This window comes from Arthrobacter sp. 10N418 (assembly GCF_056394725.1).
On record NZ_JBFTIK010000004.1, the window covers coordinates 1 to 25,294 of the forward strand.

Genomic DNA, 25,294 nt, shown 5'->3' on the forward strand with positions numbered 1-25,294 from the left:
GCACCGGACATGCCGCGTCAATGTCCATTCGTGGCCGCACACGATGGACATGTCCTCCCACGGTGACCGGCAACGCCCCCGCACCAATGGACATGCCCTCCAGCCGGGACCGGCACCGGACATGCCGCGTCAATGTCCATTCGTGACCGCAAGCGGTGGACATGTCCAGTTGTGGGTGTATCTGCTGCGGGGCATGTCCAGTGCTAGGCAGCAGCGGGGAGCTTGCCCAAGGCGTCTCGAACCATGGCGATGAATTCCTGCGGGTGGTTCTTGAGCAGCGCATAGCTGACGATGAGCGTCGGAATTCCCAAGCGCGTGGTGACGTTCCACCGCCGTCGGTCTTCTTCGAAGCTGGTCCGGTCCATGTGGAACGACGCCCCGTCCGTTTCGATGCCGAGTCTTCCGTCGACCATCAGGTCCAGGTGTCCCATTCCGGGAATGTTGACCTGCGATTCAACGTGGAAGCCGGCCCGCCGCAGGAGGAACCTGGCGAGGCACTCGATGATGGATTGCGACTGGGGGACGATCGCGGCCATTATCCGGCGTTCCCGGGCGTCATTCCTGCCATCCAGCCGCTGGCGCAGCCCTCTGAGCGGAAGGCCCTTGAGCACGACAGCGGACTCGGCGACGACCAGGCCGTCGGGCTCCGGCAGGCACCGCAGACTCTGGACGACAGTGTCCATGAGGGTCGGTGGCACAGAAGATCTGTGGCAGACGAATCCGGGGTAGCTGCGGCTGTGGGTGATGGCGATATGCGGCTGACCCGGTGCTTCGAGGACCCAGAGCCCGCGGAGTTGCGCTGCGGTGACGCATGCGGGCTCGGCCGGGAGAGACCGGATGGCGATGAGTCGCGGGTCGGCGCCCGGCAGGGCGTAGACGCCCCACGCCACCCGGGCGACGGCGTTGTTGGCCATGGCGGCCTTGAGTTGGTAGTCGGAGACACCCGCCGCGGCCAAGTGTTTGGCGCGGGCGACGCCGTCGTATCTTGTCAGTACTTCCACGATGTTGATCATGCCGCCATCGTGCCGCCGGAGGCTGCGGGACGCACAGGGCCGGCCCACGCTATGTGGATAAGTGCATGTCCCTTGCGCCGGACACGCGGGGAGCATGTCCAACGGCCCCTAATGGACATGTCCACTGGCCGGGCCCAGGAATGGACAGGATGCCATCATGCCCTCGGGCGGGGCCGAAGATTGAGCATGTCCCACGGGGTCGGGGACGAAGAATGAGCATGTCCCGCGGGCAGGGCGGGGGGACGGACGCGGGGAACCCGTCAGTCCTGCGGAGGCCTGTAGCGCCGGCACCAGGCGAGCATGGCCACCGTGACGACCGCGATGCCGAAGACCCACAGATTCCCGGGCAGGTCCCCGATGATGAGCCGCTTGCCGGTCTCCAGCGTGGACCACCAGCCGGTCAGCGCGTAGCACCCGGCGCCGCAGACCGCCGTCGGGATTACCGAACGGAACGCGGAACCCAGCCAAAGTTCCACGGAACCCAGCAGAATCAGCGCGGCGGCCGCGCCCCAGGGGAATCCTGCGCCAGCCAGTTGGACATCCTGCCGGTGCAGGGCGGTGCCGGCAACGGAGACAAGAAGAGCTGCCGGCACGGCGGCGGCAATGCCGCCTGCCGTACCGGCAGCTCTCTTCTTCACGGGGTGGTATCCGTAACGGTCCGGTATTAAACCTTGGCGCGGGCCCGGTTGGACTTGGCGCGCTGGTTGACGTCCAGGATGAGCTTCCGGATACGGATGGATTCCGGGGTAACCTCGACGCACTCGTCTTCGCGGGCGAATTCGAGCGACTCTTCGAGGGTCAGGTCGCGCGGCGGCGTCAGGTTCTCGAAGGTGTCGGAGGAAGCGGCACGCATGTTGGTGAGCTTCTTTTCCTTGGTGATGTTGACGTCCATGTCATCCGCGCGGGAGTTCTCGCCGACGATCTGGCCTTCGTAGACCTCGGAGGTGGGGCGAACGAAGAAGGAGCCGCGTTCCTGCAGGTTGATCATGGCAAACGGGGTCACGACACCGGCGCGGTCGGCGATCATCGAACCGTTGGTGCGGTACTCGATCGGGCCGGCCCAGGGCTCGTAGCCCTCGGAGATGGAAGCTGCGATGCCGGCGCCGCGGGTGTCCGTGAGGAACTTGGTGCGGAAACCGATCAGGCCACGGGCCGGAACGATGAACTCCATGCGGCACCAGCCGGTGCCGTGGTTGGCCATGTTGGTCATGCGGCCCTTGCGGGCTGCCATGAGCTGGGTGACGGCGCCGAGGTATTCTTCCGGCACGTCGATGGTCATGTGCTCCATCGGCTCGTGGACCTTGCCGTCGACCGTCTTGGTGACAACCTGCGGCTTGCCGACGGTCAGCTCGAAGCCTTCACGGCGCATCTGCTCGACCAGGATGGCCAGCGCGAGCTCGCCACGTCCCTGGACTTCCCAGGCGTCCGGGCGCTCGGTCGGGAGCACCTTGATGGAGACGTTACCGATCAGTTCCTTGTCCAGGCGGTCCTTGACCTGGCGGGCCGTGACCTTGGCGCCCTTGACCCGGCCGGCCAGCGGCGAGGTGTTGATACCGATGGTCATGGAGATTGCCGGATCGTCGACGGTGATCAGCGGCAGCGGCTGCGGGTTGTCGACGTCGGTCAGGGTCTCACCGATGGTGATTTCCTCGATGCCGGCGACGGCAACGATCTCGCCGGGGCCCGCCGACTCGGTCGGGACGCGGTCCAGGGCCTTGGTGGCCAGCAGTTCGGTGATCTTGACGTTCTTCAATTCACCGTTGGCGCGGGCCCAGGCAACAGTCTGGCCCTTGCGCAGGGTGCCGTTGTAAATGCGCAGCAGCGCCAGGCGCCCGAGGAACGGGGAGGCGTCCAGGTTGGTGACGTGGGCCTGGAGGACGCCGTCCGGGTTGTAGGTCGGGGCCGGGATGTGCTCGATGATGGCCTGGAACAGCGGCTCGAGGTCCTCGTTGTCGGGAGCCGAACCGTCGGCCGGCTTCTCGAGGGACGCCCGGCCAACCTTGGCGGCGGCGTAGACGACCGGGACGTTGAGGATCTTATCCAGGTCCAGGTCCGGAACTTCGTCGGCGAGGTCGGAGGCCAGGCCCAGGAGCAGGTCCATGGACTCGTGGACAACTTCTTCGATCCGGGCGTCGGGACGGTCGGTCTTGTTGACCAGGAGGATCACCGGAAGGTGCGCGGCGAGGGCCTTACGAAGAACGAAGCGGGTCTGGGGCAGCGGCCCCTCAGAGGCGTCCACGAGGAGGACGACGCCGTCGACCATCGACAGGCCGCGCTCGACCTCACCACCGAAGTCGGCGTGGCCGGGGGTGTCAATGACGTTGATGGTGATGGTCTCGCCCTTGGAGGACGGTCCGTTGTAGGCCACCGTGGTGTTCTTGGCCAGGATGGTGATGCCCTTTTCGCGCTCGAGGTCGCCGGAGTCCATGACGCGGTCTTCGAGGTGGTTGTGTGCTGCAAAGGAGTTGGTCTGCTTGAGCATGGCGTCGACCAGAGTGGTCTTGCCGTGGTCAACGTGGGCCACGATCGCGACGTTGCGCAGGTCACTGCGCGATGCAGTTGCTACCGCGGTGTTGGTGGTGGTTTCAGACATGCGTTATTGCTCGATTCAGTGGTGAAGTCAGCTGTTGTATCGCGACATTTCCAACCGGAACGCACGACGGGTACGCCCTTTCGACACAGGGCACCTGATACCAGTCTAAGGGCTAGGCCATTTATTGGCCTAAAATGCGAACGCCGGGGCATCCGGCCGCAGACGACAGCGCGCGGATCCTGTAGATTTGTTGTGAGTAAAGTCACTGGATTTTCCTGTGCCCGTGCCCCATGATTGCTGTGACAGCAGCAAGCCAGCCCGGAGACATCAATGCGCAACGCATCGGCTCTGTCCCGCTTCGTCGCCCCGATGATCGCCGTAGGCGTCGTTCTGTGCGGCTGCGGACAGGCATCCACACCACCGGCACCCGACGCCGGATCTTCCTCCGCCGGGCCCTCGGCCACGGCCCCGCGCATACCGGCGGGTGCTTCCGGCATGCCCCTCGCCGCCGGTGCGGCCAAAACGCAGCTCGACACCGGAGCGAATCCTGCCGGCCTTCCGCCGGGTTCCGTCTACCGGAACCCCGCCAACGGCCGCGATGAGGTCGTTGTCGAAAACATCCGACGCACGGCCGTGCTGATCGGCGACTCCCAGTCGGAGCCGTCCTTCGGCTGGCCCCGCCAGGGCCTCGCCGCCGTCGGCTACGACGTCTATTTCTGCGGCCTGGGCGGCACCGGCTACGTGGCTTCGAACGGGAAGACCGGCAACTACATCGACGCCCTGCAGCGCGGGGACTGGAAGCTGCCCTACGGCACTCCGCCCCTCGTGGTGCTCGAAGGCGGCGGCAACGATGCCACACGCGGTGCCACGGACGCGCAGATCGTGGCCAATGCCGAGCGCCTCATCGCCAGCATCCAGCAGCGTTACCCTGCCGCCAAGCTGGCAATGATCGGGACGCTGGCCCGCGGCGCCAACTACGGCGGCGGCCGCCGCACGCAGGTGGACACCCTTCTCGGCACGGTTGCGCAGAAGCACGGCCTTCCGTTCGTGGGTGCCGGTGACTGGCTCACCAAGTATGAGCTGACGAACTCCATGGCGGACGGCGTGCACTTGAACCAGCAGGGCCACAAGGCCCTTGGGGCGATCCTCGGCCAGCAGCTGCGGGTCATGGGTCTCGCGGCGGCAGAGACCTCCGACGCGTCCCGCTGATCCTGACCGGCCAGCACAAGACGGGAGCCGGCGCCTGCCCCTGGGGGCGGACACCGGCTCCTGTGTTGTCAGTCAGCCTGCCGTTGCGGGGCTGCCCTGCTCAGGCGACTTCCGGGGGCAGCATGAGGCTGGCACCCGGGATGGCATTGAGCAACGCCTTGGTGTAGTCCTGCTGCGGCGAATCGAACACGTCGTCCGTGGACCCGGTCTCGACCAGCTTGCCCTTCTCCATGACGCACACGTGGTCGGCGATCTGCCGGACCACCGCGAGGTCGTGGGTGATGAACAGGTAGGTCAGGCCCAGCCTGGACTGCAGGTCGGCAAGGAGGTTCAGCACCTGCGCCTGCACCAGGACGTCCAGCGCCGAGACGGCCTCGTCGCAGATGATCACTTCGGGGTCGAGCGCGAGGGCACGCGCGATGGCCACGCGCTGGCGCTGGCCGCCGGAGAGCTCGTTGGGGTACCGCTGCATCGTGGACTGCGGCAGCGCCACCTGGTCCAGCAGTTCGCGGACCTTCTTTTCGCGGCTGGCCTTGTCCCCGATCTTGTGGGTCCGGAGCGGTTCCTCGATGGTCCTGAAGATGTTGTACATCGGGTCAAGGGAACCGTAGGGGTCCTGGAAGATCGGCTGCACACGGCGCCGGAAGGCGAAGATCTCCCGGCTGTTGAGCGTGGACGTGTCCACGCCGTCGAAGATGATCTTGCCGGATGTCGGCTTCAGGAGGTTCAGGACCATCTGCGCCACGGTGGACTTGCCCGAACCCGACTCGCCCACAATCGCCGTCGTGGTCCCCCGCTTGACGCTGAAGGAGACGTCGTCGACGGCGGTGAAGTCCGTCGACTTGCCAAAGCCCGAACGCAGCTTGAAGACCTTTTTGAGGTTCTCGATCTGCAGGACTTCTTCGGGCATGGACGTCTCAACCACGACGTCCTCGCTGGGGGCGAGCAGGTCCTCGGTCTCCACACCGAGCTCCTTGGCGGCCTGGATGCGCCGGGAGGCCAGCGACGGTGCCGAGGTCACCAGACGCTGCGTGTAGGGGTGCTGCGGGTTCTGCAGCAGTTCCAGCGACGGCCCGGATTCGACGACCTGCCCGCGGTACATGACCACGACCTTGTCGGCGCGCTCGGCGGCGAGCCCGAGGTCGTGGGTGATCAGCAGGACGGCGGTGCCCAGCTCCGTGGTCATCTTTTCCAGGTGATCCAGGATCTGGCGCTGTACTGTCACGTCGAGCGCGGACGTCGGCTCATCGGCAATCAGCAGCCGCGGCTGGCAGGACAGGCCGATCGCGATGAGCGCGCGCTGGCGCATGCCGCCGGAGAACTCATGCGGATACTGCTTGGCACGCCGTGCGGCGTCCGGCAGGCCGGCTTCGGACAGGACCTTCGCGACGTCGTCGGGGCCGCTGGGGAGCCCGTTGGCCTTCAGCGTCTCCCGGACCTGGTAGCCGATCTTCCAGACCGGGTTCAGGTTGGACATCGGGTCCTGCGGGACCATTCCGATGCTGTTTCCGCGCAGTTCGATCATCCGCTTCTCGCTGGCGTGGGAGATGTCCTCGCCGTCGAACAGGATCTGCCCGGCCGCGACCCGCCCGTTGCCCGGGAGCAGGCCGATGGCGGCCAGTGCCGTCGTCGACTTGCCGGACCCCGACTCGCCCACGATGGCGACGGTCTCGCCCGGCATCACGGTGAGGTGGGCATTGCGCACGGCATTGACCTCGCCGTTGCTGGTGGCGAAGCTGATCGCCAGGTCCTTGATTTCAAGCAGCGGGCGCTGCGCCGCGGTGCCCACTTCGTGGATTTCGACAGAGGCGTTCATAGCGTCCCCTTTCATCGCTTGCGCGCTTTGGGATCGAGAGCATCGCGAAGGGCATCGCCCAGCATGATGAAGCTCAGGACGGTGATGGACAACGCGATGGCCGGGTACAGCAGCGGCATCGGGTTCGACCGGAGCGAAGCCTGCGCCGCCTGGATGTCATTGCCCCACGACATGACGCTCGGCGGGAGACCGATGCCCAGGAACGACAGCGTGGATTCGGCGACGATGAACGTGCCCAGGGAGATGGTGGCCACCACGATGATCGGAGCCAGCGAGTTCGGCATGACGTGCCGCATGAGCGCGCCGAACTTCGATACTCCGAGGGATCGCGCCGCCGTGACGAAGTCAGCGTTGCGGACTTCGATCACCGCGCCGCGGGTGATGCGGGCGATCTGCGGCCAGCCGAACGTGATCAGGATGAGCACGAGGGTCCACGCCGTGCGGTTGGCGCGGAACATCGGCAGCTGCATGAGGACGATGGCGCCCAGAATCAGCGGTAGCGCGAAGAAGATGTCATTGATGCGCGCCAGGATGGAGTCGACCCAGCCGCCGTAGTAGCCGGCGAGGGCACCCATGATGCCGCCGATCAGCAGGACACCGATCGTGGTGAACAGGCCCACAGTGACCGAGGAACGGGTGCCGAAGACGACGCGTGCGTACACGTCGCAGCCCTGCTGGGTGAAGCCCAGGGGGTGGCCGGCGGCAGGACCGCCGTCGGAGTTGCCCAGCTGGCAGGCCTCGGATGTCGGGTCGATCGAGGAGAAGAGGCCCGGGAAAAGCGAGACAGCGACGACGACGAGGATCAGGAACGCCGAGATGAGGAACAGCGGCTGCTTGCGCAGGTTCTTCCAGGCTTCGCCCCAAAGACTCAGCGGCGCGTTTTCTTCCTTGACCCGGTCCGTCGCCTGAAGCGGCGTTTCCGCCGTATCTGCAACAAAGTGTTCAATATGGCGGGGCGCACGCACGGGAGCGGCGTGCCTTGACGTGGTGTTCTCAGAGGTTGTGTTCTCAGGAGTCATAGCGGATCCTCGGGTCAAGCCAGGCGTAGAGCAGGTCAACGAGCAGGTTGGAGAGGCAGTAGATCAGCACCAGCACGGTCACGATCGAGACCACGGTGGGGCCTTCCCCGGACAGTACGGCGCGGTAGAGCCGGTTGCCCACACCCGGAACGTTGAAGATGCCTTCGGTCACGATTGCCCCGCCCATGAGGCTCCCGAGGTCTGCACCCAGGAAGGTGATGACGGGGATCAGCGAGTTGCGCAGGATGTGCACCCGGACAACCCGGAAACGGGACAGGCCTTTGGCGGTTGCGGTGCGCACGTAATCGGCGTTCATGTTTTCAATGACGGACGTGCGGGTGAGGCGCAGGACGTAGGCGAACGAGGCAAGGCCGAGCACGATCGCCGGCAGGATCAGGTCCTGGATGGTCGCGGCCGAGCTCACGGTTGGCTTGGCCCACCCCAGCTTGACGCCGATGGTGAACTGCAGCAGGAACCCGAGCACGAAGATCGGGATGCCGATGACGATCAGCGAGGCGACCAGGACCGTGGCGTCAAAGAACTTGCCCTTGCGCAGGCCCGCGATGAGGCCGAAGACGATGCCGAAGACACCTTCGAAGATCAGGGCCATGACGGCCAGACGCGCAGTAACGGGGAAGACCTCGCCGAGCACCGCGGCGATGGGGCGTCCGGAGAAGTCCTGGCCGAGGTCGAAGGTGAAGATGCTCTTGAGGTAGAGCAGGTACTGCATCCAGAACGGCTGGTCCAGGTGGTACTGGACCCTGAGCTTGGCCGCGACGGCCTCGTTGACGGGCTTGTCGCCGAAGAGAGCCACGATGGGGTCGCCGGGAAGGCTGAACACCAGGAAGTACACCAGCAGCGTTGCGCCGAGGAATACGGGAATCAGTTGCAGGAAACGCTTGAGGATGTATGTCGCCATCAGCGAGTCACACCCCCGTGAGCAGGCATCCTGTCCAGGGATGCGGTGGAGTTGTTCATCAAAGAACCTTTTCACTTTGGGTGCAGGCCGGCGCCGGTTCACTCACGGCGTGCGGACTGCGAAGAACACCCGTGGGGCCGGGCCATCAGGAAATGAGGGGGAAACACGACGACGGCGGAGGCCCCAGTCTGGGCAGCCCCCGCCGTCGTCCTGTGATTACTTGCCGGAGATGTTGTAGTACAGCGGAACGCCGTCCCAGCCGTAGTCAACGTTGGTGACCTTGTCGCTCCAGCCGCCCTGGGCAACCTGGTACCACAAGGGGATGGCCGGAAGGTCCTGGAGGAGGATCTCCTGGGCCTTGTTCATGGCCTTGTTGCCGTCGGCGACGGACGGGGCATTCAGGCCGTCGGTGACTGCCTTGTCGAACGCCGGGTTGGCGTACTTGGCGTCGTTGGAGCCGGCACCGGTCTTGTAGATCGGGCCGAGGAAGTTGTACAGCGACGGGTAGTCAGCCTGCCAGCCTGCACGGATTGCACCGGTCAGGGTCTTGGCGGTTGCGTCGTTGCGTGCTTCCTTGAAGGTCGCGTACGGCTTGCCTTCAACCTTGATGCCAAGGGTGTTCTTGAGCTGGTTTACAACAGCTTCGACCCATGCCTTGTGTCCGCCCTTGTCGGCGTTGTAGGCAATGGTGAACGTCTCGTTCGGATCCCACTTCTGGATAGCGTCGGCCTTGGCCCACGCGTCCTTGGCTTTCGCGGCATCGAACTTCAGGTTATCGGATCCGGGGATCGAGTCGCTGTAGCCGTCAAGCACGGGCGCCGTGAAATCCTTGGCCGGCTGGCGGGCGCCGTTAAAGATCACCTTGGTGATCTCGTCGCGGTTGATCGCCATCGAGATGGCCTGGCGGCGCAGCTTGCCCGCGTCACCACTCCACTCCGGCAGGTATTCCGGGATGGCGATGGTCTGGTTGCCGGCGTACGGCTTGTTGATGGTGCGGTCGCCGAGGTCAGACTGGTAGTTCTTCAGCGCGCTGGTGGGGATGGTCTGCAGGATGTCCAGGTTGTTGGACAGCAGGTCCTGGTACGCAGCGTCGTCGTTCTGGTACATCTTGAACGTCACGCCGGCGTTCTTGGGCTTGCGGGGGCCGTTGTAGTCCGGGTTCGGGACGAGCTGGATCTGCACGTTGTGCTGCCAGCCGCCGTCGGCCATCTTGTACGGGCCGTTGCCGACCGGCTTTTCGCCGTACGCCTTCGGGTCCTTGAGCGCGGCCGCGGGCACCGGTACGAAGGCGGTGTAGCCCAGTCGCAGCGGCCAGTCGGATTCCGGCTGCTTCAGCTCTACGGTGAACGTCTGGTCGTCAACGACCTTCAGGCCGGACATGGTGTCGACGGTCGAGCCTTCCGCGCTTGCTTCGTCGTAGCCCTTGATGCTTTCGAAGAAGCTGCCGCTGAGCTGCGCATTCTTGGCCGCTGCTCCGAAGTTCCAGGAGTCAACGAAGGTCTTGGCCGTGATGGCCTCTCCGTTGGTAAACTTCTGGTCTTTCTTGATCTTGATGGTGAAGTGCTGGCCGTCCTTGCCCTCAATGGAGTCTGCAAGTTCGTTGACTGCCTTGCCGCTGGGGTCGTAGCTGACCAGCCCCGCGAACATCATCTGAATGACTTTGCCGCCGCCGACTTCGTTGGTGTCGGCCGGCATCAGGGGGCGCTGGGGCTCCGAACCGTCGGCAATGATTACTTTGCTGGTGTCGCCACCGGTGCTGCCGCTACCGCTTGCGGTGCCGCCACCGGCACCGCAGCCGGTCAGGGCGAGGGCGGCGATAGCCACCATGCCCAGTGCTTTGGAAGTGCGCGAAAAACGCATTCCGCCTCCTATGAGTTGTGGGAGTTCGTCAGGGAAAAACTTATGCTTCCCCGCAGGCAGGCACAGGGGTATCCCCTGTGACGTGGCCTACATATGGAAGTAGCCTAGCGCCAAAATGTCCGAATGATGGAACTCTGTTGCCAAACCGTGACCCGACAATAATGTGACCGCTGGCGTCAACCGCAATGTATTTCAAGTCACACGAGACGGACTGGTAGTATTCGCCCCGACGGCGATTCCGGTTACTCGCAGTTAACTGGCCCCTGCTGCCAGCAGCTGCGCGCGCAGCTCGCGGCGCTCCCGCTGCTTGTCCGGATCCGGCAGTGGAACGGCGGCCAGGAGCCGCTGCGTGTAGGGTTCCTGCGGGTTCCGCAGGATCTGCTCCCGGGTGCCCTGCTCGACGATCCGGCCGCGCTGCATCACGCAGATCCGGTCCGCGAGCACATCCACGACGGCAAGGTCATGTGTGACAAAGAGGCAGGCGAACCCGAGTTCCTTCTGCAGGTTCTGGAAAAGATCGAGCACCTTGGCCTGCACGGACACGTCCAGGGCCGAGGTGGGCTCGTCCGCGACCATCAGTTTCGGCTTGAGCGAGAGGGCGCGGGCAATGCCCACGCGCTGCTTCTGCCCGCCGGAGAGCTCGTGGGGGTACCGGTTGCGGTAATCCCGCGGGAGCTCGACCTGGTCCAGGAGTGCCTCGATCCGCTTCTGCAGATCGGCGCCCTTGGCCACTCCGGCGAGGAACATCGGTTCGCCGATGCTCTCGCCGATCGGGAGCCTGGGGTTCAGCGACGACGACGGATCCTGGAAGACCATGCCGACGTGCCGGCGCATGTCATGGAGCTGCCGGCCGTTCCTCTTGGCGGCGGAAATGTCCTGGCCGACCACCTTCATGGTTCCGGCTGCCACGGGCAGGAGCCCGACGGCAGCCCTCCCGATGGTGGTCTTTCCGGAGCCGGACTCCCCCACCAGACCGACAACCTGTCCCGGATAGATCACCAGGTTGGCTCCCTCCACGGCGCGGAAGGCCGGCACCCGGCCCTGTTTGGGGTATTCGATGGCGACGTCCGAGAGCTCGAGCACGGGCTCGCCCTTGGGCCGGGTGGCTTCGGCCGAGGCAAGGGCCGCAGCGTTCTCGCGCTCGCGCCGCAGCAGCTCCTCGGCCGGGATCGCGAGGATTTCGACGTTCGTGGCCGCGGCGAGGGCGGCCGTCACATCGACGCCGTCGGCGGAACCGGTGCCCTGGCCGAGGTGGGGAACGGCGGCCAGGAGCGCCTGGGTGTATTCGTGCTGCGGGTTGTGGAAGATCTGCGCGGCCGTGCCGGTCTCCACGATCAGGCCCTTGCGCATGACGGCAATCCTGTCGGCAAGGTCGGCCACGACGCCCATGTCATGGGTGATCAGCACAATCGCGCTGTCCAGCTTGTTCCTGAGGTTGCGCATGAGATCCAGGATCTCCGCCTGCACGGTCACGTCGAGAGCCGTGGTCGGCTCATCCGCTATCAACAGCTTGGGGTCGCAGGAAAGTGACTGCGCGATCATGGCGCGCTGGCGCTGTCCGCCGGAGAGCTGGTGGGGATAGGACCGGAACGCCTTCTCGGGATCCGGCAGTTCCACGAGCTCCAGCATGTGCAGGGCACGCAGCCGTGCTTCGTCGGGGGAGACTTCATTGTGGAGGCGGATCGTCTCGACAATCTGCGCACCCACGGTGTAGACGGGGTTCAGGGCAGTCATGGGCTCCTGGAAGATCACGGCCACGTCCTTGCCGCGGACCGCCCGGATATTTGCCTCATTGGCCCCCAGCAGTTCCCGGCCCGCGAGCTTGACGCTGCCGCTCACACGGCTGTTGCTGGGCAGCAGGCCCAGGAGCGCCATCGAACTGGCGCTCTTGCCGGACCCGGACTCCCCCACTATCGCGAGCACCTCGCCCGCGCGCACCTCGTAATTGAGGCCGATCGCGGCCGGGACCCATTTCTTGTCCACACCGAAGTCGACGCTAAGGTCACGGACCTCCAGGACGGTTTCACCTTTGCCGGGTTCGGTTGCCGCCGGCGGATCGAGCGTGACGAAGTCAGTCATGATGGGGCTTTCCTTCCACCCGAGCCGTCGAAGCACCGGGGATTAGTGCTGCGGCTCGGAATACTGAATTATTGGGGGCATGAGCTCTTCGCCGCATGCCGGGAACGTTGAAATCTTTAAAGCACGAACGAATAAATGGTTCGCGTGGCTGTCCTGGGCGGTGGCCGCCTTCGGCATCGTGGTGACGGTTGTGATGGCAGGCCCAGGCGCACTCGCTGGCGCGGCTCCGCTGGTGCTCGTCGCTTTTCTCGGCTGGCTGCTCTTCTGGATGCCGGCCGTCGTGGTGCACGAGGACGGCGTCACGCTGGAGAACCCGTTCCGGTCCATCGTGGTGCCATGGGCTGCGCTGGTGCATGTTGATACCCGGTTCGCGCTCACGCTGGTCACGGCGCACAAGAGCTACGTCTCCTGGGCCGCGCCCGCTCCCGGCATCTGGGGTGGCCGCAACGCCCGCGCCGAAGACCTTCAGGGGCTGCCGGCAACCACGTACGGTCCGGGGAAGTCCGTCCGTCCCGGGGACCTGAAGACCACCGATTCCGGCCAGGCAGCCATGCTGGTGAGGGCCCGGTGGCATGCACTGGTCGAAAGCGGTGAGCTCGCCGCCGGCGACGCCGCCACCACAGCGGTCAAGGTGACCTTCCGCTGGGTGGCGGCGGGCGCCGTCGTACTTCTTCTGGCGGCCAGCTACGTGGCTGTCACAGCCGCCTAAGGCAAGCCTGCGCGGGGCCGGCATCTATTCGCCCTTGGTTCCATCGACAGCAGGTCCGTCAAACGCGGAGACGGGTGTCTTTGCGAACGAAGGCAGCACGGTGTGGTCAGCTTTCCCGGCGCCCTCTGCCTTCTTGGCGTTGAACTTCTTCTGGCGCGGATCGAAAGCATCCCGGAGGCCGTCGCCGATGAAGTTGATGCTGAGGCAGATCAGCACGATGAACAGGCCCGGGAACCAGAAGAGCCACGGGCGCGTGGCGAATGCGGCCTGGTTCTGCGAGATGAGCAGGCCGAGCGAGGTGTCCGGAGCTTTGACGCCGACACCGAGGTAGCTCAGCGCAGTTTCGGTGAGAATGGCCGCGGACATGGTCAGCGTAACGTTCACGATCAGCACGCCGACCGCGTTGGGCAGGATGTGCTTGAAGATGATCCGCGCGTTGCTGGCCCCCGAGATCCGGGCCGCGTCCACGAATTCGCGCTCACGCAGGGTGAGGAACTCTCCGCGCATGAGGCGTGCAAGCCCGACCCAGCTGATCAGGCCCAGGAAGATTCCGATGGCGAGCACGCCATTGTTACTGGCAAATGAGGCAAACCAGCTGCCCTGATCGCGCCGGCCCGCCAATTGCGCCATCACGGCCGCCAGAAGCAGTGCGGGAACAATGATGATGACGTCCGTGATGCGCATCAGCACGGCTTCCATCCAGCCGCGGAAATAGCCGGACAGGGCACCGACCACCACTCCGACAAGCCCGGCAATGACGCCGATCACGACCATGATGGTGATCGACTGCTGGGCGCCGCGCATCGTCATGGCAAAGAGGTCGCGCCCGATCCGGTCCTGGCCGAACGGGTGTTCGCCCCAGGCCGGCAGCCAGAGCGATGCTGTGGGTACGCCGTCGTTGAGCAGGGGTGCGACGTCCTCATGGCTGTACTTCCACCAGCCGGGGATGCCGGCGTAGCCCACCGAGGTGAAGGCCATGAGGAAGATGATGGCGAAGACGACGAGGCCGATAATGGCACCCGTGTGGCCGAGGAACCGCTTCCGGACGATCTGCCCCTGGCTGAGGCCCTTGGCCTCCAGGACCGGTTCGATTCCTGCGGCATCCGACCGCCCCAGGCTGGCCTCTTCGGCCATGATTTCATCCTGCTGGCTTGGCTGGCTCATGCTTTTACCCTTACGCGTGGATCAAGTGCGGAGTACGCGAGGTCCGCAATGAGGTTGAAACCCATGGCCGTGATGGCCACACAGACGAAGACGCCCATGACCGGGTTGGGGTCGATGTGCTGGATCCCGTCGAGGAACAGGAAACCCATCCCCCGGACGGAGAAGACCGACTCCGTGATGACCGCGCCGCCGATCAGGCCGCCGATGTCGAACGCCACGATGGTGGCGATGGGGATCAAGGCATTACGGAAGGCGTGGCGCATCACGACGGTGCGCTCGGAAAGGCCTTTGGCACGGGCGGTCCGGATGTAGTCCATGTTCATGATTTCCAGCATGGAAGCGCGCGTGAAACGGGTGTACCCGGCCAGCGAAATGAGGATCAGGGCCATCGTGGGCAGGATCAGGTGCGTGAACGAGTCGAGACTCAGGACCCAGTAATCGCCTTCGATGTTCGGGGTGCTGGCGCCGATCGTGGCGATCGGGCGGCCGCGGACACGGCTGTTGTTGAAGTAGGTCGGCCATGCCTGCATGTAACGGTCCAGCATGATCAGGAACCCCACCAGGAACGACGTCAGCGCGGCCGCCCGCATAGACTGCCCGCGGTCGTACCCTCCCATCAGGAAGCCGATGCCCATGCCGACGAGGACAGCGGCCACGGCCAGCAGCACGATCATGAGGAACGTGGCTTCGTTCAGCAGCGGCTGGAGGACGAAGTACAGGACCAGGCCCACACCGACAGCGATCAAGGCGGACTGAAGTGCCTTCCGGTTCTTCAGCCCGGCTGAGAGCAGGGTAACGGCGAAGGCAATGCCCACACCGGCGATGGCGATGACTACCGGGCCCAGCCCGGGGGCCTTGAACCAGCCTGTGGCAGAGAAGTAGACGAGCACGGCGGCGACGAACGCGAAGACCACGCCGCCGGTAAGTACCCTGCGCTTGAGCTCCCCGCCGGCCGCGACGGCGGCCACCACACCGAGGGCGGCACCGATCGCCAGCGCTGTCGGGAAGGGGATGTCGGGATCCCTGAGGAAGTTGTTGAATCCGATGGCGCCGAACTCCTTGAGGAGGACGGCGACCCAGAAGATGGGCAGCGAGAAGAAGAGGAACGCCATGAAGGTCACGCCGTAATCCAGCGTGCTGTACTGGCGCAGGGCCGTCACGATCCCGAGGGTGATGCCGACCAGGATGGCGAGGACCGTCGCGCCCGTGACCAGCGTGAGGGTCTGGATCAGTGCGTGGCCCAGGGCGTCGGTGATGGGCTGGCCGGCAATGTTCTTGCCGAGATCGCAGGAATTGGCGAAGGGAACGAGGCATTGTGCCGCTCCGCCCAGCCATTTGAAGTAGCGCAGCGGGGCCGGGGTGTCGAGCTGCAGCAGCTCGGTCCTGGCGTCCATCAGCGCCTGCCTGTTGGGTGCGCTGCTGGCGCGGTATTCCTCAAGGGGGTCCCCGGACGCCGCTGTCAGGAGATACACCAGGTAGGAGGCGCCAAGAAGAATGAGTGCAGCGGTGATGAGCCGCCGGACAATGTAGGTCACCATGGAAATTGAACCTCGGGATTCGGGCCCGGGTCGTGCCCGGGCCGGTCGCAGTGTTGGGCCGGGTGCCGCGGATCACGCGGCGCCGTGCCGCGTCGGCTGAAGTTCCGCCAGAAGGCGCCGGGACCGTGGTGCTTGGGTCCCGGCGCCTCAGCTGGCGGGTGTCGCTTGCGGTCGTCGGCCTACTTCTGTGCCCACTCCCAGAAGTTCCACCAGACACCGGTCTGGTTCGGCATGTACTTCACGCCGGTGAGGCGGTCGCTGTACGCGTCGACACCGACCGACTGGAAGAGCGGAAGACCGTAGCCGGAGTCCCAGATCTTCTTGTCGATCTGCTTGGTGAGGTCGTCCTGCTTGCTGTGGTCGGTAGTGACAATCAGCTGGTCCATCAGCTTGTCGGCCTCGGGGTCGCTGAACTTGTTGAAGTTGGAATCGTTATTCGACTTGAAGATCTGCGGGACACCGGACACGCCGACCCCCGGGTTGGTCCAGCCGAAGATGGTGGCGTCGTAGCCGCCCTTGCCGAGCGCCTTGCCCCAGTCAGACTTGCCCAGGCCGCCGTCGACGATCTTGAAGCCGGCCTTCGTGGCGGATTCGCGGATCAGCGAGTACGCGTCAACGCGGTTGGGGTTGTCCTTGTTGTACATGATGCGCACCTCGGGGGTGGCACCGTTCAGGAGCTTCTTGGCACCGTCGATGTCCACGGCCTGGTAGTCCGAGGATCCGTTGTTCTTGACGGAGTCCGCGTAGGCAGCCTGGGCCGGGACGAAGATCTGGGAGTCGAGCGGCTTCGCGTTCGGATCCATCTTCTTCACGATCTTGTCGACGATATCCTGGCGCGGAACCGTCTTCATGAACGCCTGGCGTACGTTCTTGTCGGCCAGCGGGCCGCTGTAGTTCAGGTCGATGTGGTCGTATGCCAGTTGCGCGCCCTGGTCGACCGTGACGCCCTGGCTCGACAGTGCCTTGAGCTGATCGACGGTGTCGGCGGATGCCTGCGGCGCGATGATGTCGGCCTCACCGTTCTTCAGCGCCTGCACCTGGGCGGCGGAGTCACCGATGTAGCGCACGGTGATCTCGTCCAGGTTGGCTGCCGGGCCCCAGTTGTAGTCCTTGTTCTTGACCATGGTCAGGGACTGGTCCTGGTTCACGCTCTTGACGATGAACGGGCCGTTGGAGAGGTACAGGCTCGGGTCGGCCGGAAGCGTCTTGGTGTCAAAGCCGGTGTTCCACAGATCCGCCATGGCCCGCATCTTGGCGTCAGCCGGCTTGGGAGCCTTGGCATCGCCGCGGGGCATGCTCTTGAGGAGGTCGACGAATGCCTTCGTATCCGCCAGGCCCGCCTTCTTGGCCAGGATGTGCGCCGGGACGTCGATGCCGGGGCCGCCGAGTGCGATTTCCCAGTCAGCGAAAGGCTTCGAGTACTTCAGGGTCATGGACTTGCCATCGGCGCTGAGCTCCGGGAAGTCGGTTAGGGCCAGGCCCGTTGTGTCGCCGGCGTAGGAGAAGTAGGAGGTTCCCGTCTTGGCCGCCGGATCGGCATCGTCGTAGTAGCCGGAGAAGGCGGCCCACTGCAGCAGGAGGTCCGCCGTGGTCACGGGCGTGCCGTCTGACCACTTCACGCCGTCGTTGATGGTGTACTTGACCGTCAGCGGATCGTCGGAGGTCTTCTCCATTTTGCCGAACTTATCGTTGTGCACAACGTTCAACTTGTTGTCGATGTAGTAAAAGCCGGAGTGAGTCGCATAACTGATCTTGGAGTTGATATCAGTATTGCCGTCGGCCGTATTGGGGTTGAACGTATTGAATGCATTGACCTCAACTACCGTTGCCGATCCGCCTTGCTTGCTTGCTGCTGCCGCAGTGGCCGGGGATGTCCCGCCGCTGCTGCCCGCGCAGGCGCTGAGGGCGATGGCAGCTACTGCTGCCACGCCCACTGCTTTGGAAATACGACCCAAGCGCATTCCGCCTCCTTGTTTCTGTGGTGTGGATGAGACCGGCACCGTTGGCGCCAGACAGACGTCCACACTCCCCCAGCGGCAGTGTGGCCCGTCTCACATGGCATGAAGCGTAAACCCGAAATGCCGCAGTCGGGGACGAAAGTTGACCGCCTGTAAAGTTCGTTACCGAGCTGCAACATTTGAGAGCTCACTCCAGCCTAAATTCCACAGAATCATTGACGGCCAGCGATCGAAACGATAAGGGCGCCGCACACAGAGAAGCCCCGATTCAAGAATCGGGGCTTGTCGAGTTAATCGTCCATTACTTGGCGGATGACCGAGAAATCGCTTCGTAGCACACGTTGTAGCGGGAATCTACGCATGAGCGCTTAGAGGGCGAAGCCGGCAGCGTCCATTTGGGAGCCCGCAACGGACACTTTGGGGACGGGGTCGCGCACGGCGATGCAAAACGCCCGGGCTGCCATGGTTCGCGGCCCAAACGGTGATGCGGCGCGTTGGGGGCTGCGCGGATAGTCGTGTCGCACCCAGCCCAGCGCCCATCGGGCAACCTTGATCTGAGTTCTTCTGCATGGGAAACGATGGCCTGACGCTGGTCCCGGGTGAATGTTCTGACCTGCATGTCGAGGACGACACGGCTGCCCAGTGCTCCCACGCCCAGCCGTTGACCCAGGCGACGGATTGCTTCGTCCGCATCCCCTGAATCGTCAATCACCTGGCAGACCTCGTCGCGCCGGTCCACCGCAGCCATTGATGGATACCGTGTGGCATGACGTGCACGCTGTCGTGCCACGGGGATTCCCCGCCTACGCCAGGATCTTCCATCCGGTGACGAGGGACCGCCCGCAGAACACCGGCACCTGGCACGGACATCCCCGAACGGATGTCTTCCCCCTCGACGAGGAACAGGTCCGCTGGTCTGTCGTGGCGCGAGCGTTCGGGACCAAGATGCACCCGTTGGCCCAATTCCACCGACTCCTTGGGCAAGCACCGAGCCGGCAGGAAATTTTGGACAGCGAAGGCTGGCGTTATTCGGAACCCCTAACCGGCAACCTCGCACCGGGCACACTGGCGGCGGTGGCTGCGGGCCTCTGTGAACACACCTCCACGCCAACCAAGGGCGTGTCCGCCATATGGGAAGGATGGGGAGGCCTGACAAGTTCCATCGGCTATGCCCAGCTCACTTTTTCAGACGACTGGACCGCCGTGAGAAATGCTTCCGATTCTGCCGCCTTGGACAGCGGACCCGGTTCGGGCCTTCTACCGGCAGAGGTGGTCAACGGAGAAACACTGAACCTGCCGGGGCGCGCCCACTACCTTTTCAATGCTGCGCCACAGTTTTACCGTCACCCCGGGTGGGTGAATTAAGCGCCCTGGCACCATTCCCCGCAATTCCCGCAGTTACCGAACATCCTGTGGCCGGCGGACAGAAACTGGGTCATGGTGACGGAAATAGACTTCGACTCCACGGTGGTCGCCGGCAGCCATGACCTCGTATCGGCACTGGTGCGGGACCCCGCCATCGAAGCGCTGCCCCTGAACGAGGGAGCAGACCTGACGAGGGACGCCGACATTCCCAACCGTCCCGGGCAGTAGCCAAACCTTTCACTTCAAGGCCCCGCCATGGTGCAGGCACCGTGCCAACTCAATCTGCAGGCCGCCCACTTCAGCCATCCCGAATGGGGATCCCGTACCGGGCGCCGTCACGCCGTTGCGTCTTAGCCGCGGACCAGCCGTATTTCTGGCAGCTCACCCCAGTCCCGTGCCAGGACCTTGCGTGCCCCGTCAGGGCTGAATCCCGACTTTCGGTAGAAGGCTCGGGCGCGGGGGTTGTCCTCGAGTACCCAGAGGTAGGCCGGGGTGTCGCCGATGGCGGCTTCCATCAGCCGGGTGCCGAGACCCGAACCGTAGGTACGGCTCAAGATATAGATCCTGTAGAGCTCCGGGACGCCCGCCATATCCGGGTCCCGTGCCGGGCCGGCATCTGCCAGCCCACCACCTCGCCGGCCTCATCATGAGCTACGAGCCGGGGATCTTTGCTGGCCAGGAACGGGCCGCGTTGGTCTATGCGTTCCCTGATGCTGTCCCGGCGGGCGGCGAACAGCGCCGGGGGAACAGGTGACCGTAGCATTCCTCGTGTGCAGTGGTGTGCATCCTGACGATTGCGTCAGCATCAGCTGGTGTTGCTTGGCGAATTCCGTAGGGCATCTTCTCAGCCTAACGAAACAGCCCCGAAGTCGTCCTACGGGGCGGGCGGCCGGGATTGATCTTGTCCGGCCACTGTTTCCCGGGACCGAACTGTGGCGATGGCGTCGTTCCACCAGCAGAGGAGATCGTTCAACTCACCCCGCAGCGGCTGGACGATCAATCGCGCCGAGCTCGGAAACATGCGACTGTCATGGCCTTATCCCCGTCCAGGGTCCATGTGCAGACCGTTCGCAGTGTTCGCGGCACTGAAGGTGTACCTCTTTTTGCACAGCGAGAGGTTGCTCCACGTCCACTTTCCGACCCGGTCCAGTGTTTCGCCCTGCAACCGGTAAACGGCCGGCCCGTCCGGCTCGGCGGTGAGGATAGGGCGTGAGCGGGCAGGCCCCCGAGGCAGTAGTACGTCTCAGCGGTGTCGTTCAGGAGGACTCACCCGGCAGGAGCCACCGTCCGCGCAGACTGAGCGCAGCAGCCGGGGTGACACCTGCCGACTCCGGCCGGGATGAATTAGGCGACTCTGCTACTACGATTTACCCATGAGCGGCGAGCTGGTCAGCGCGTGCCGAGTCCGTCCGGGCCGCTTTGCGCGCGTCGGCGCGCTTGAAGGGTTCTGCCGGTGCTTTATCTGCCGGTTCGACGCGCGACCCGGTACGGTTCACACCGCCATCGAGCGGGTGGTTAGGCTGGGTGGATGGCGACAGTTATTCTCGTGCGGCACGGCCGCACCACAGCCAATGCCACTGGACTGCTGGCCGGCCGCGCCGTCGGCGTCAGACTGGACCAGATCGGGCGCGACCAGGCGGCCCTGACTGGAGACCGGCTCGCACCAGTGCCCTTAGTCGGGGTGGTGTCGAGCCCTCTTGAGCGTTGCCAGCAGACCGCCCGGCTCATCCTCGACCGCCAGGCGGGCAGGCCGTACGCGCCGGTCGATCTCGATCTCACCGAGTGCGATTACGGCCAGTGGCAGGGCCGCACGCTCAGTGAACTCGCGACCGAGGATTTGTGGCCGGTTGTGCAGTCGCAACCGTCCGCCGTCGTCTTTCCCGGCGGTGAATCCATGGCCGCGATGCAGGCTCGGTCGGTGGCAGCGATTCGACGCCACGATGCAGCCTTCGAAGCCGAGTACGGGCCAGAGGCCTTGTGGGTGGCGGTGAGTCACGGTGACATCATCAAGTCAATCCTCGCCGACGCGCTCGGCATGCACCTTGACCTGTTCCAGCGTATTAACGTGGGCCCGGCCTCCGTATCGATCGTGCGCTACGGCGCCAGTCGTCCGAGCGTCTACGCGACCAACACCGACGCGGGTGATCTGTCGTGGCTGTCGCACGGCATCCACGCCGGCGACGCGCCGGTGGGCGGCGGTGCAGGGCAGAAGGCGCCATGAACCACATGTGACTAAAATACTGACATGCCTACACGTGTTCACGAGTTTGCCTGGCCTGATCGGGTCGTCGTTGGGACCCTTGGCCTTCCGGGCGCGCGCACGTTCTACCTGCAGGTGCGCGCAGGGACGCAGATCGTGAGTATTGCCCTGGAGAAGCAGCAGTCGGCTCTGCTCGCGGAGAAGATCGACGAAATTCTCGACCAGCTCATCACCGTCGAGGGCAACCCCTTCAGCGTTCCCACGAATACTCCCATTGAACTTGTCGACAATGACCAGCTCGAGGCCGTTCAGGAGCAGTTCCGCACCGGCGCCATGAGCTTAGGGTGGGACCCAACCACGGCCCAGGTCGTCATTGAGGCCTACCCCATCACCGATGCCGATGCCGATGCCAACGACGAATCGCTGGATGAGGACCGCGCTGATGCGGCCGAAATGCTGCTGGTGCGAATGCCGGTCGGCACCGCCCGCGCGTTCGCCAAGCGCACCCGGGAGATCGTGGGCGCAGGGCGTCCGGCATGCCCGCTCTGCGGTTACCCCATAGACGCCGACGGGCACATCTGCACCCTTCCCGAGGTCTGATGCCGGCGTCGGACCTCGTGACCGCCGAGTTGACGCTCACCGGCCGCATCACGACGGCCTCAAACGCCACATTTTTGGGCAGCATCGGCGACGTGGTGGTGGTCTATAAGCCGATAGCGGGCGAAAGTCCGCTGTGGGATTTTCCCGACGGCGCCCTGGCTCACCGGGAGGTGGCCGCATATCTGGTCTCTCAGGCCTTCGGCTGGGACGTCGTGCCGCACACCTGGCTGCGCGATGGTCCGATGGGCGAAGGAATGGTGCAGCTCTGGCAGGAGCAAGACCCCGCCCAAAACGCCGTGAACCTGGTCGCGACGGACCAGGTGCCGGAGACGGGCTGGAAACGCGTCCTCGAGGGACGAGATGAGGACGGACGGATGGTCGCCCTCGTTCACGAAGACTCGCCAGCGCTCAGACGCATGGCGGTGTTCGACATGGTCGTCAACAACGCCGACCGCAAGGGCGACCACATTCTTGCCATGACGGACGGACACCGGCGCGGCGTGGATCATGGGCTCACCTTTCACCGTGACCACAAGCTGCGCACGGTGCTGTGGGGATGGATAGGAGACGCCCTGACCGCCGAGGAACGCGACGGCATCGATCGCGTCAGTGAAGGACTGCACGGCGGGCTGGGCCGAAACCTGGCGGACTTGCTCAGTGCCGAAGAAATCGCATCGCTCGCCGCGCGCTGCGCCCGGTTGCGCTTGGCAGGGCAGTTTCCGGCTCCGAGCGGTGAGATGTCGGCGGTGCCCTGGCCGCTGTTCTAATCGAATTACGGCTACGGGCTTCGCCGGGCAGTGTGACGTTGAGTCGTCCTCTGCGGACGCGCCCGCAGAGTGGATCCAACGCCAGGCAAGAACGGCGCCGCCCCCGCAACTGCCCGGTGAAGGTACCTTGGCCGCAACACCCCTGGCCGCCCTACACAACGTCTCGAAACTTGTCGGGTTGGGCGGCTTATTCACCGTTGGTTGCGAGATTCGGCGTATGGTTGGAGCGTTCCAATGGGTGTGCCGTCAGAAGTAGGCAGAAAGCGTCGCCAGGACAAGCGGGCCCCCGACGAGAAGGGCTAGGAGCCATCCCGCGCGGCGACGTCGCGCGCTGTCCACGCGGGATCGAAGTCTGGCGAATTCGTGTTGCAGCAGCGCAGGGTCTGCCGCTGCAGGTGGATTCCGGTGCCACGTTCCGGGTTGTGCGGCTGCGGCTGTGATCGCCGCTGCCTGCCGGGGCGTGAGAACGATCGGGCGGTCACTGAGCCACCGAAGGAGCTGCCGGTCAGTGACCACAGCAACCTCGGAGGGTCTCTCCCTGACGATCATACTCTTCGGGGCAACGACGACCACGACCCCGGTGACCTCGACAGCCGCGTTGACTCCGCGGGTGAGAAGTTTCGCGGCACGGGCGGCTTCGTGGCTGGCGTTGTAGAGATGGCGCTGTTTCTTGCCGGACACCATCAAGGTCCGGCCTGCAACCCAAACGGATTGCCCGGTGTGGTTCTTGGTATTGAGAGTGAACACGCCGCCCGGACCTATCAGCACGTGATCAATGTCGGACGCGCCTGCACCAACCGGCACGGCGTGCAGGACCGTCCAGTCCGGACCTAATCGTTCAAGGATCTGCCCTACTGCTATTTCCCCGAGAGCACCCTTGTACCAGGGGTAATTGTCCGGAGTCAGCGGGTCGGCGCCGAAAACACGACCCATGAAGGACCGACGCGGCATCCCCAGCCGATCGGCCATCAGCTTCTCCATTACGGCTTGACCAGCGACCCGCTCATTCACTCCGACGCGCCTAACGGTGTCATCTCTCCCTGACCCAAATCGCTGCGATGCAAAGTCAGACGTCATAGGGCTCCCCCATCCCAAATGCACTAGGCCCGTCGACCCAGCTGCAACGAACCCTATTCGAATCTGGGAAGGATAAGGGGGTCCTAGAAAAACAACGCGTCAATCTTTCGGGGCGCGTGACCCGGTCGCCCCAAGCGGCAAAATGCTGGCGGCAACATTTTTGGCTCGGCGCCCGGTCGCAAAAGCTCATGGCCGCCAAGAACACGTGTTCTTAGCGGCCATCGCACAAGGCCTAAGGAAGCTCAGGAGCTACACGTTGAAGCGGAACTCCACCACGTCGCCGTCGGCCATGACATATTCCTTGCCTTCAATGCGGACCTTGCCGCGGGCTTTGGCCTCGGCCATGGAGCCGGCTTCGAGCAGGTCGTCGAAGGAGACAACTTCGGCTTTGATGAAGCCGCGCTGGAAATCCGAGTGGATGACACCGGCGGCCTGCGGGGCTGTGTCCCCCTGGTGGATGGTCCAGGCGCGGGTTTCCTTCGGTCCTGCCGTCAGGTAGGTCTGCAGCCCGAGGGTGTGGAAGCCCACGCGCGCCAGCTGGTCGAGCCCGGATTCGTCCTGGCCGTTCATCTCCAGCATTTCGCGGGCCTCCTCCTCGTCCAGTTCGACGAGATCGGACTCGAGCTTGGCGTCCAGGAAGATGGCGTCCGCCGGGGCAACCATGGCCCGCAGCTCTTCCTGCTTCTCCGGGCTGCCCAGGATGCCGTCGTCCGCGTTGAAGACGTAAATGAACGGCTTGGCGGTCAGGAGGCTGAGCTCCTTGAGGTGCTCCATCTCGAGCTTGTCGCTCTTGACCGAAGCGAAGATCGTGTCGCCGCGTTCCAGCACCGCCTGGGCTGCCTTGATGGCGGCAAGCTCGGCGGCTTCCCGCTTCTTGATCTTGACTTCCTTTTCGATCCGGGGAATGGCGTTTTCGATCGTCTGGAGGTCGGCCAGGATCAGCTCGGTGTTGATGGTCTCCATATCCGAGCGGGGATCGACCTTGCCGTCGACGTGGATGACGTCGGGATCATCGAACACGCGGACGACCTGGGCGATGGCCTCGGCCTCGCGGATGTTGGCGAGGAACTTGTTGCCCAGGCCTTCGCCTTCCGACGCGCCCTTCACGATCCCGGCAATGTCCACGAAGGACACCGGGGCGGGCAGCAGTCGCTGGGAGCCGAAGATGCCGGCCAGCTTCTCGAGCCGGGGGTCCGGCAGGTTCACGACGCCGACATTGGGCTCGATCGTGGCGAACGGGTAGTTCGCTGCGAGCACCTGGTTGCGGGTCAGTGCGTTGAAAAGAGTTGATTTGCCGACGTTGGGCAGTCCGACGATGCCAATAGTAAGAGCCACGGCTACTTATTCTACCCGCTGCGGCCGGGGATCTCCGCGGCCCCTTGTCCAGCGCGTACGGCCCGGCGCGGGTGAGCGGGAGGCTGGACGGCGCCGGCGCCGGAGAGCGTCGGCGTCAGAATTGTCACAGGGG

Annotated in this window: 21 protein-coding genes; 7 read left to right on the forward strand and 14 right to left on the reverse strand. The window is 64.5% G+C overall.

The features are described 5' to 3' along the window. Window positions 1-203: 203 nt before the first annotated feature. From AC1DCZ_RS04105 to typA, 3 genes are all read right to left on the reverse strand, one after another. On the reverse strand, window positions 204-1,013 hold the full coding sequence (locus AC1DCZ_RS04105) for a hypothetical protein (protein WP_476973487.1): 810 nt from the start codon (window positions 1,011-1,013) through the stop codon (window positions 204-206). A gap of 260 nt (window positions 1,014-1,273) precedes the next feature. Beyond that, the gene (locus AC1DCZ_RS04110) at window positions 1,274-1,651 is read right to left on the reverse strand and encodes a hypothetical protein (protein WP_476973488.1); all 378 of its coding nucleotides are present in this window, start codon (window positions 1,649-1,651) and stop codon (window positions 1,274-1,276) included. Between the two features lie 26 nt (window positions 1,652-1,677). After that, window positions 1,678-3,606 (reverse strand): translational GTPase TypA, encoded by a 1,929-nt coding sequence (gene typA, locus AC1DCZ_RS04115; RefSeq protein WP_476973489.1) that lies wholly within the window; start codon window positions 3,604-3,606, stop codon window positions 1,678-1,680. 270 nt (window positions 3,607-3,876) lie between these two features. On the opposite strand from typA, the gene AC1DCZ_RS04120 reads away from it, so the two are divergent. After that, entirely contained in the window at window positions 3,877-4,755 is an 879-nt protein-coding gene (locus AC1DCZ_RS04120; protein WP_476973490.1) for an SGNH/GDSL hydrolase family protein, read from the forward strand. Between the two features lie 100 nt (window positions 4,756-4,855). Here the strand turns inward: AC1DCZ_RS04120 and AC1DCZ_RS04125 are convergent, their stop codons facing one another. The 5 genes from AC1DCZ_RS04125 to AC1DCZ_RS04145 form a co-directional block, all read right to left on the reverse strand. Beyond that, the gene (locus AC1DCZ_RS04125) at window positions 4,856-6,571 is read right to left on the reverse strand and encodes an ABC transporter ATP-binding protein (RefSeq protein ID WP_476973491.1); all 1,716 of its coding nucleotides are present in this window, start codon (window positions 6,569-6,571) and stop codon (window positions 4,856-4,858) included. Window positions 6,572-6,582: 11 nt separating this feature from the next. Beyond that, complete coding sequence (locus AC1DCZ_RS04130) at window positions 6,583-7,590, reverse strand: ABC transporter permease (RefSeq protein WP_476973492.1); 1,008 nt, start codon at window positions 7,588-7,590, stop codon at window positions 6,583-6,585. Further along, window positions 7,580-8,509, reverse strand: a complete 930-nt coding sequence (locus AC1DCZ_RS04135) for an ABC transporter permease (protein WP_476894162.1) — start codon at window positions 8,507-8,509, stop codon at window positions 7,580-7,582. Before AC1DCZ_RS04135 ends, AC1DCZ_RS04130 begins: the two co-directional genes overlap by 11 nt. Before the next feature lie 216 nt (window positions 8,510-8,725). Continuing rightward, entirely contained in the window at window positions 8,726-10,369 is a 1,644-nt protein-coding gene (locus AC1DCZ_RS04140) for a peptide ABC transporter substrate-binding protein (RefSeq protein ID WP_476973493.1), read from the reverse strand. Between the two features lie 252 nt (window positions 10,370-10,621). After that, the gene (locus AC1DCZ_RS04145) at window positions 10,622-12,448 is read right to left on the reverse strand and encodes an ABC transporter ATP-binding protein (protein ID WP_476973494.1); all 1,827 of its coding nucleotides are present in this window, start codon (window positions 12,446-12,448) and stop codon (window positions 10,622-10,624) included. Window positions 12,449-12,527: 79 nt separating this feature from the next. Between AC1DCZ_RS04145 and AC1DCZ_RS04150 the strand changes: the two genes are divergently transcribed. Next, on the forward strand, window positions 12,528-13,157 hold the full coding sequence (locus tag AC1DCZ_RS04150; RefSeq protein WP_476894159.1) for a PH domain-containing protein: 630 nt from the start codon (window positions 12,528-12,530) through the stop codon (window positions 13,155-13,157). Window positions 13,158-13,181: 24 nt separating this feature from the next. Here the strand turns inward: AC1DCZ_RS04150 and AC1DCZ_RS04155 are convergent, their stop codons facing one another. The 3 genes from AC1DCZ_RS04155 to AC1DCZ_RS04165 all read right to left on the reverse strand — a co-directional run bounded on the left by AC1DCZ_RS04155 (window position 13,182) and on the right by AC1DCZ_RS04165 (window position 17,820). Next, a complete protein-coding gene (locus tag AC1DCZ_RS04155; protein ID WP_476973495.1) occupies window positions 13,182-14,321 on the reverse strand; it encodes an ABC transporter permease in 1,140 nt (379 codons plus the stop codon). Then, on the reverse strand, window positions 14,318-15,859 hold the full coding sequence (locus tag AC1DCZ_RS04160) for an ABC transporter permease (protein WP_476973496.1): 1,542 nt from the start codon (window positions 15,857-15,859) through the stop codon (window positions 14,318-14,320). Before AC1DCZ_RS04160 ends, AC1DCZ_RS04155 begins: the two co-directional genes overlap by 4 nt. 179 nt (window positions 15,860-16,038) lie before the next feature. Further along, window positions 16,039-17,820, reverse strand: a complete 1,782-nt coding sequence (locus tag AC1DCZ_RS04165; RefSeq protein WP_476973497.1) for an ABC transporter family substrate-binding protein — start codon at window positions 17,818-17,820, stop codon at window positions 16,039-16,041. 768 nt (window positions 17,821-18,588) lie between these two features. Here AC1DCZ_RS04165 and AC1DCZ_RS04170 point away from each other — a divergent pair. Together AC1DCZ_RS04170 and AC1DCZ_RS04175 are read left to right on the forward strand one after the other, a co-directional pair. Continuing rightward, window positions 18,589-19,182 (forward strand): hypothetical protein, encoded by a 594-nt coding sequence (locus AC1DCZ_RS04170; protein ID WP_476973498.1) that lies wholly within the window; start codon window positions 18,589-18,591, stop codon window positions 19,180-19,182. A 72-nt stretch (window positions 19,183-19,254) separates the two neighbouring features. Next, complete coding sequence (locus tag AC1DCZ_RS04175) at window positions 19,255-19,410, forward strand: hypothetical protein (RefSeq protein WP_476973499.1); 156 nt, start codon at window positions 19,255-19,257, stop codon at window positions 19,408-19,410. A 122-nt stretch (window positions 19,411-19,532) separates the two neighbouring features. Here the strand turns inward: AC1DCZ_RS04175 and AC1DCZ_RS04180 are convergent, their stop codons facing one another. Beyond that, window positions 19,533-19,736, reverse strand: coding sequence for a GNAT family N-acetyltransferase (locus tag AC1DCZ_RS04180; RefSeq protein WP_476973500.1), 204 nt, complete (start codon window positions 19,734-19,736; stop codon window positions 19,533-19,535). 974 nt (window positions 19,737-20,710) lie between these two features. Here AC1DCZ_RS04180 and AC1DCZ_RS04185 point away from each other — a divergent pair. From AC1DCZ_RS04185 to AC1DCZ_RS04195, 3 genes are read left to right on the forward strand one after another with little or no spacing between them, the layout of a single operon-like run. Then, entirely contained in the window at window positions 20,711-21,403 is a 693-nt protein-coding gene (locus AC1DCZ_RS04185) for a histidine phosphatase family protein (RefSeq protein ID WP_476973501.1), read from the forward strand. 24 nt (window positions 21,404-21,427) lie between these two features. Next, window positions 21,428-21,982, forward strand: a complete 555-nt coding sequence (locus tag AC1DCZ_RS04190; protein WP_476973502.1) for a DUF3090 domain-containing protein — start codon at window positions 21,428-21,430, stop codon at window positions 21,980-21,982. Continuing rightward, on the forward strand, window positions 21,982-22,749 hold the full coding sequence (locus tag AC1DCZ_RS04195; RefSeq protein ID WP_476973503.1) for an SCO1664 family protein: 768 nt from the start codon (window positions 21,982-21,984) through the stop codon (window positions 22,747-22,749). Before AC1DCZ_RS04190 ends, AC1DCZ_RS04195 begins: the two co-directional genes overlap by 1 nt. Before the next feature lie 246 nt (window positions 22,750-22,995). On the opposite strand, the gene AC1DCZ_RS04200 is transcribed toward AC1DCZ_RS04195, so the two are convergent. Continuing rightward, window positions 22,996-23,718, reverse strand: coding sequence for a nuclease-related domain-containing protein (locus tag AC1DCZ_RS04200; protein ID WP_476973504.1), 723 nt, complete (start codon window positions 23,716-23,718; stop codon window positions 22,996-22,998). A gap of 357 nt (window positions 23,719-24,075) precedes the next feature. Further along, window positions 24,076-25,161: a redox-regulated ATPase YchF gene (gene ychF, locus AC1DCZ_RS04205; RefSeq protein ID WP_476894128.1), complete on the reverse strand. Its 1,086-nt coding sequence runs from the start codon at window positions 25,159-25,161 to the stop codon at window positions 24,076-24,078. Between the last annotated feature and the right edge of the window lie 133 nt (window positions 25,162-25,294).

Excerpts from the sequence above, each read along its gene's own strand:
- AC1DCZ_RS04145 (WP_476973494.1), bottom strand. The coding sequence starts at position 12,448 with ATGACTGACTTCGTCACGCTCGATCCGCCGGCGGCAACCGAACCCGGC.
- AC1DCZ_RS04125 (WP_476973491.1), bottom strand. The coding sequence starts at position 6,571 with ATGAACGCCTCTGTCGAAATCCACGAAGTGGGCACCGCGGCGCAGCGC.
- AC1DCZ_RS04195 (WP_476973503.1), top strand. The coding sequence starts at position 21,982 with ATGCCGGCGTCGGACCTCGTGACCGCCGAGTTGACGCTCACCGGCCGC.
- AC1DCZ_RS04105 (WP_476973487.1), bottom strand. The coding sequence starts at position 1,013 with ATGATCAACATCGTGGAAGTACTGACAAGATACGACGGCGTCGCCCGC.
- AC1DCZ_RS04150 (WP_476894159.1), top strand. The coding sequence starts at position 12,528 with ATGAGCTCTTCGCCGCATGCCGGGAACGTTGAAATCTTTAAAGCACGA.
- AC1DCZ_RS04160 (WP_476973496.1), bottom strand. The coding sequence starts at position 15,859 with ATGGTGACCTACATTGTCCGGCGGCTCATCACCGCTGCACTCATTCTT.
- AC1DCZ_RS04165 (WP_476973497.1), bottom strand. The coding sequence starts at position 17,820 with ATGCGCTTGGGTCGTATTTCCAAAGCAGTGGGCGTGGCAGCAGTAGCT.
- AC1DCZ_RS04190 (WP_476973502.1), top strand. The coding sequence starts at position 21,428 with ATGCCTACACGTGTTCACGAGTTTGCCTGGCCTGATCGGGTCGTCGTT.
- typA (WP_476973489.1), bottom strand. The coding sequence starts at position 3,606 with ATGTCTGAAACCACCACCAACACCGCGGTAGCAACTGCATCGCGCAGT.
- AC1DCZ_RS04130 (WP_476973492.1), bottom strand. The coding sequence starts at position 7,590 with ATGACTCCTGAGAACACAACCTCTGAGAACACCACGTCAAGGCACGCC.
- AC1DCZ_RS04200 (WP_476973504.1), bottom strand. The coding sequence starts at position 23,718 with ATGGCCGATCGGCTGGGGATGCCGCGTCGGTCCTTCATGGGTCGTGTT.
- AC1DCZ_RS04120 (WP_476973490.1), top strand. The coding sequence starts at position 3,877 with ATGCGCAACGCATCGGCTCTGTCCCGCTTCGTCGCCCCGATGATCGCC.
- AC1DCZ_RS04155 (WP_476973495.1), bottom strand. The coding sequence starts at position 14,321 with ATGAGCCAGCCAAGCCAGCAGGATGAAATCATGGCCGAAGAGGCCAGC.
- AC1DCZ_RS04185 (WP_476973501.1), top strand. The coding sequence starts at position 20,711 with ATGGCGACAGTTATTCTCGTGCGGCACGGCCGCACCACAGCCAATGCC.
- AC1DCZ_RS04175 (WP_476973499.1), top strand. The coding sequence starts at position 19,255 with ATGGTGACGGAAATAGACTTCGACTCCACGGTGGTCGCCGGCAGCCAT.
- AC1DCZ_RS04135 (WP_476894162.1), bottom strand. The coding sequence starts at position 8,509 with ATGGCGACATACATCCTCAAGCGTTTCCTGCAACTGATTCCCGTATTC.
- AC1DCZ_RS04140 (WP_476973493.1), bottom strand. The coding sequence starts at position 10,369 with ATGCGTTTTTCGCGCACTTCCAAAGCACTGGGCATGGTGGCTATCGCC.